Below are 5121 nucleotides of genomic sequence, written 5' to 3'. Positions count from 1 at the left end.
GTGAAGCTGCGCGGCGGTGAAACGTCGGCCAGCGGTGAAGCCGCACGGCGGGAGCTGGGTAGCGGAGTCGTGCGCGGGATGCGTGCGAGAAGAAGGAAAGACCTGGTCAAGGAGGGAAAATGGCGAACAACGAGCGCCCAGAGGGTGCTTCGCGCCCTCCTTTTGAGGGGCAGGCCAGAAGGGCTGGCGCGCAGGCCGGCGGGCAGGGCGGGATTGCCGCGATGGTCGCGGTGGGAGCCGCCGTCCTCGCCATCACGGTCGGTTTGGTGATGGGGTTGCACGGGGGAGAGGGTGGCGTCCAGAAGGAACAGGGCGAACAGACCCAACAAGCCGCAACGCCCCTCAGCGACAACGGCGGCGACGGCGACGGCGCGGACGCGGCCCCGCCGACCGACGAGGAACAGCAGGCGAAGCTGGACAAGCTGGCGGCGGAGGTCTCGAAGAAGAACAATGTGCAGGTCGGGGTGGCGATCCTGGGGGAGAATGGGCCTCTGCACGCGGGCAAGCTCAACGAGGAAGGCGCCTGGTCGACGATCAAGGTGCCGATCGCAGGCGCGGTCGAGGAGAAGCTGCGGCACGCGGAAGCTCACGGCCAGCCCGCCCCGCGCGCCGCGATGGAAGCCGACATGGACGCGGCGATTCACTACTCGGATAATGACGCCGCGTTTCGGCTCTGGATGTATGTCGGCGACGGCGCGGACCGTACCGCTGCCTACAAAGTGCGCGATTACATGCGGCGCGTAGGCGACCCGACGAACGCGGCGAAGCAGTTCGAAGACGGGGCCTACATTGGGTTCGGCGCGATCAAGTGGAAGCTGACGGATCAGGTGAAATTCATGGACGGGTTCCGGTGTATGAATGGCTCGGAAAAGGTGCTGGCGCGCATGGGGCACATCATCCCGGAGCACAAGTACGGGCTGGCGAAGATTAAGGGCGCGCAGTTTAAGGGCGGCTGGGGGCCGGAGCCGGACGGGCGTTTCATCTACCGGCAGCTTGGGCTGGTGCCGGGCGCGGACGGGGAAATGACCCCCGTTGCGATTATGGTGATTCCAAACGATGGGTTGGAACCTACTGCGTGGGATGGCGTGGATGCGCTGGGGAAGAAGCTGCCTGAACTGCTGGAAGGGGCTCCGGCGGCGAAGGCGGAGGAGGAGTGCTAGCGCGGGCGCGGGTATAGCGGGCGCGCAGTGCCGCGCCATGCTAGCGCCCGCTAGAAGATGCCGATCTGCGCGCCCATGGACTCCGCCGAGCGGAGCTGATCCAGCCAGCCCGGAGCCCCCGGCCGGACGCGGATAATCGGCCGGTTGGAGGCGTCCCCTTTGTTGCGGCCGGCGCGGGCCTCGAAGCGACCGCGGGCGGCGTTGCCTTCCTCGGCCAGGGTCTTCAGCGAGCGGTCCGGGTTGGCAAGGTCCGCGCGCGCTCCTTGCAGTAGCTCAATGGTCTGATCGAGGGCGTCCAGGACCGCGGGGCGGTTGTTTTCCACCATCGCGCGGACCAGGTCAGGGTCGGTGCCCGCCACGCGGGTGCCGTCGCGGAAACTTGAGGCAGCCAGGCTCAGTGCTAGCGGCCCGCCGTAATCGCCCGCAACTGCAAGTGCTTCGGCCAGGATGTGCGGCAGGTGGCTCACGCGCCCGACCGCGTTGTCGTGCCGGTGCGCGATGGCGGGGATGACCGCTGCGCCGACTTCCTCAGCCAGCCCGACGACACGCACCCACGTATCCAGCCAGCGCTTATTCACCGCGTCGGCGCTGTCAGCGCCGTCTGCGCCTGCCACGCTGCCGGCGCCTGCAGCCGCGCCCGCTGCGCCCGAAGTCGCGCCGCCGCCTGCCGCGCTGGAACCTGCGCCGCCCGCGCTTGCGCCAGCCCCCGCAAGCTCCCGCGCGTTGTCGTACGTCACGACCCACACCGCGCCCTTGAACAGCCCGTGCATCGTCGCCTGCCAGCCCGAGTTCGCGGTGCCGGCCATCGGATGCCCACCCACGAAGCGATCGGACATGCCCTTCGCCTCCACGAGGTCGTGCACTTCCTGCTTCACGCTGGTCACGTCCGTGAAGCCGCAGGTCGGTGCGTGCTGGGATATGGCGTCCAGAAGAGAAGACAGTGCGGGCATCGGCACCCCAAGGATCAGCAGCGCATCGGCTTCCTCGGCGCGGCGCAGCGTGGCCTCGAGGTCGCCCGAGACGTCGTAGCCATCGCGGCGCGCGCGGGTGACGGTTTTCTCCGAACGATTCCAGCCGAACACCGGCCAGCCGGCGGCCTGCGCGTCACGCATCAGCGACCCGCCGATCAGACCCAGCCCCAGGATGCACAGCGGACGGCGATCCTCGGGGAGGGTGCTCAGGCGGTAATCGGAAGAAATTTCGTGGCTCACGCTACCCAGTGTTCCACAAAGCCGACTAGCGTTGGTGGACATGAGCACCGACAGTGACCTGACCTTCGCCGTGTCCGCCATCCGCGCCGACGGCCAGTGGAACCTGCGCGAACTCCCCGCCCGCGCCACCGAGAGCCTGTCCGACCTGATCGCGGAGCTGCGGGCCTCGCGCGCGGAAGGCCCCGTCGTCGGCCTGCTCTGCGTTGACGACGACTGGTCCGTTGTGCTCCGTCCGGTGCCGGGAGGTGTGCGGATTCTTCTTAGTGACGCCACCGCCGCCTTGGACTACGACATTGCCAGCGAGGCGCTGGACACTCTCGATATTGATGCGCCTTCGGAGGACGAGGCGGACGCCTCCGACGATCCTTGGCCCGAGGGCGACTTCGACCTGCTGGAGGATCTAGGCGCCAGCGAGCAGATTATGTCCATCATCTTCTACGACGATGATTTGTACGGCGCGGAGCAGGTTCTGCGTGTGGCGGACGAGCTGGGCTTCGCCGACGAACTGGCGGACTTGGTTGGCGTGGAGCTGGAGTTTTAGCCGGTGGGGCGGGAGTCGCAGGAGCGGCGCGAGCGTGGGGACAAGGTGTGCGCGCCGGGCGCGCTGCGCTCGGGCGGCGCTGACGTGTGCGTTGGTGGCGGGTTGCCGCGGGCCGCGGGGGACGTGCGCGCGGAAGCGCTGATGCGCCGAGCCTTGGACATCGCCGCGGAGACTCCCGCCGGTGACGTGCCCGTCGGAGCTGTGGTTTTCGGCCCGGACGGCCGGGAGCTTGGGCGGGGAGTCAACCGGCGCGAAGCCGACAGCGACCCCACTGCGCACGCGGAGGTCCTCGCCATCCGGGAAGCCGTGCGGGAGCTCGGGGACGCGTGGCGGCTGGAGAACTGCACGCTGGTGGTCACCCTGGAACCCTGCGCCATGTGCGCGGGGGCACTGGTCGGGGCGCGGATCGGCAGCATCATCTTCGGAGCCTATGAGCCCCGCACCGGCGCCTGCGGCAGCGTCTGGGACGTGCCGCGGGAATCTCCGCTGCATTGGGCGGAGGTCCGCGGAGGTGTGCTGGCGGGGGAATGCGAAGAACTGCTGCGGCAGTTCTTCGCCCGCCTGCGGTAGCGGATGCGCTGGACTCGAGCTAGAGGTGCGCTAACGCTTGCGCTGGGGTTTGTGCTAGTTGGAGTGGGGCGTCCAAAAACTTTTACAGAAATTTAATGACTGGCGCTGAACAGTGCATTTGCAATCGGAAAAGCTGGCTGACGGCGTAGAAGGGGGCGCGGCGGTGGCGAGGTGGCGGAAACGAACCTACTTTGGGAATGGAGCGTCCTGGTCGTACGAATGCTGCGGCTGGGGCGCACAAATTACAACAAAGTTAGCTACTACACCGATACCAAGGAGAGACCAATGGACCTGAACAAGGCAAAGGAAATGGCTGGCGAGCACCGCGACAAGATCCAGGACGGCGCCAACAAGGTCATCGACGGCAAGCTGGACGGCGACAAGGCTGACAAGGCCAAGGACGGCCTGAACAAGGGCATGGACAAGGTCTTCGGCGAGGGCGACAAGTAAGTCCTCCGAGACTGTCGGCGCGCTGATGCGCTGAATTGTAAGCCCGCTGCGAACTGGTAAAGGTTCGCGGCGGGCTTTCGCATGCACGGGGCGCGGGGTGGGGTTTTGGTGCGAAAAAGTGGGGGTGTTAACCTAATACGAGTCTGCAATCGCCGACTAGGGTGGCGTGTCCGAGCGGCCGAAGGTACTCGCCTCGAAAGCGAGTGTTGTGTAAAAGCAACCGAGGGTTCAAATCCCTCCGCCACCGCCAAAGTTTTTACCGCGTGCTGTCCGGGATGAGATCCCGGGGCGGCGCGCGGTTTTGGTATGTGCAGCGGGGCTCCGGGGTACACAGTGGGGTGCGCCTGGGTAGGTTCGGGTCGTGGCGGGGCGCGCAATGGGTGTGGCCGAGTGGGAATGGGCGGGGATGGGGTTTGGTGGAGTGGGAATGGGCGGGGATGGGGCCTGGCTGGGCGCGACCGGACAGAGGGGGATGTCCCAAATTCCACGTCTTAGAATATAACTATTCTGTTTGTGCAGGTCAGAGGCTCCCGATTTTTTGCTGTAGACCCGCTACTTTCAATAACTCGAAGATTTGGGACATTGCTCCTCTGAAGATGTGCTGATTCTGTTCGCAAGCGTAAGTTCGCACACTTTTTCGGCTGGGGTGGCCGCAAGGTCGAGGCTCTGTAAGGCTCATAGACGGCCTAAACAGGGGTAGGGGATACCTGAAGTAGGGGTGCGAAATTGAGCCTCTTATTCGGGAATTGCCCAAAAGCAGGCCTTTCGGGGGCTTGCGGGGAGGGGGTTGTCCCAAATTCCACGTCTTAGAATATAACTATTCTGTTTGTGCAGGTCAGAGGCTCCCGATTTTTTGCTGTAGACCCGCTACTTTCAATAACTCGAAGATTTGGGACATTGGGGCGGGAAACTGCAGAGGGTGCTGAGACCATCGCCAACCAGAGGGTATGGGAGCTGCCAACTGGCGGTCAGGGGAACCGCCAAGCTGAGGTCAGGGGTTGCCAGCGGGAGGATACGGATAATGCCAGCGGGAGGATAATCGCTGGCTAAGAGAATCGCCAGAGGGGAGTGAATGAAGCGCGAGCGCGGGGTTTCCTTACTAGACTTAACGCCTGTTGTTCTCAGCTGCGAAGCTCCGAGCGGCGACGATGTTGCATAGTGGTGAAGCTGCGCGGCGGTGAAACGTCGG

The 5121-nt window shown here is 65.1% G+C and carries 5 protein-coding genes and 1 tRNA gene; 5 read left to right on the top strand and 1 reads right to left on the bottom strand.

Annotation, left to right across the window (positions count from 1 at the left end; translation table 11 throughout):
- The first annotated feature begins 119 nt into the window (after window positions 1-119).
- Window positions 120-1160: a hypothetical protein gene (locus HMPREF2678_RS09810; protein WP_246817943.1), complete on the top strand. Its 1041-nt coding sequence runs from the start codon at window positions 120-122 to the stop codon at window positions 1158-1160.
- A gap of 50 nt (window positions 1161-1210) precedes the next feature.
- Here HMPREF2678_RS09810 and HMPREF2678_RS09805 read toward each other — a convergent pair whose 3' ends face one another.
- A complete protein-coding gene (locus tag HMPREF2678_RS09805) occupies window positions 1211-2371 on the bottom strand; it encodes a prephenate dehydrogenase (RefSeq protein WP_070552251.1) in 1161 nt (386 codons plus the stop codon).
- Window positions 2372-2411: 40 nt separating this feature from the next.
- Here HMPREF2678_RS09805 and HMPREF2678_RS09800 point away from each other — a divergent pair, with 40 nt between their 5' ends.
- From HMPREF2678_RS09800 to HMPREF2678_RS09790, 4 genes are all read left to right on the top strand, one after another.
- Window positions 2412-2912 (top strand): tRNA adenosine deaminase-associated protein, encoded by a 501-nt coding sequence (locus HMPREF2678_RS09800; protein ID WP_051891523.1) that lies wholly within the window; start codon window positions 2412-2414, stop codon window positions 2910-2912.
- Between the two features lie 141 nt (window positions 2913-3053).
- Window positions 3054-3482, top strand: a complete 429-nt coding sequence (locus tag HMPREF2678_RS09795) for a nucleoside deaminase (protein WP_070552253.1) — start codon at window positions 3054-3056, stop codon at window positions 3480-3482.
- A gap of 285 nt (window positions 3483-3767) precedes the next feature.
- The gene (locus HMPREF2678_RS10430; RefSeq protein WP_168163097.1) at window positions 3768-3932 is read left to right on the top strand and encodes a hypothetical protein; all 165 of its coding nucleotides are present in this window, start codon (window positions 3768-3770) and stop codon (window positions 3930-3932) included.
- Between the two features lie 160 nt (window positions 3933-4092).
- A tRNA-Ser gene (locus HMPREF2678_RS09790) sits at window positions 4093-4182 on the top strand.
- Window positions 4183-5121: the final 939 nt, after the last annotated feature.

This window comes from Corynebacterium sp. HMSC058E07 (assembly GCF_001809885.1).
GTDB classification, from domain to species: domain Bacteria; phylum Actinomycetota; class Actinomycetes; order Mycobacteriales; family Mycobacteriaceae; genus Corynebacterium; species Corynebacterium macclintockiae.
This window is presented reverse-complemented; position numbering and strand designations above follow the sequence as displayed.

What these genes read in the sequence shown, in the direction of transcription:
- HMPREF2678_RS09795 (WP_070552253.1), top strand. Translation starts at nt 3,054, where the DNA reads ATGCGCCGAGCCTTGGACATCGCCGCGGAGACTCCCGCCGGTGACGTG.
- HMPREF2678_RS10430 (WP_168163097.1), top strand. Translation starts at nt 3,768, where the DNA reads ATGGACCTGAACAAGGCAAAGGAAATGGCTGGCGAGCACCGCGACAAG.
- HMPREF2678_RS09810 (WP_246817943.1), top strand. Translation starts at nt 120, where the DNA reads ATGGCGAACAACGAGCGCCCAGAGGGTGCTTCGCGCCCTCCTTTTGAG.
- HMPREF2678_RS09800 (WP_051891523.1), top strand. Translation starts at nt 2,412, where the DNA reads ATGAGCACCGACAGTGACCTGACCTTCGCCGTGTCCGCCATCCGCGCC.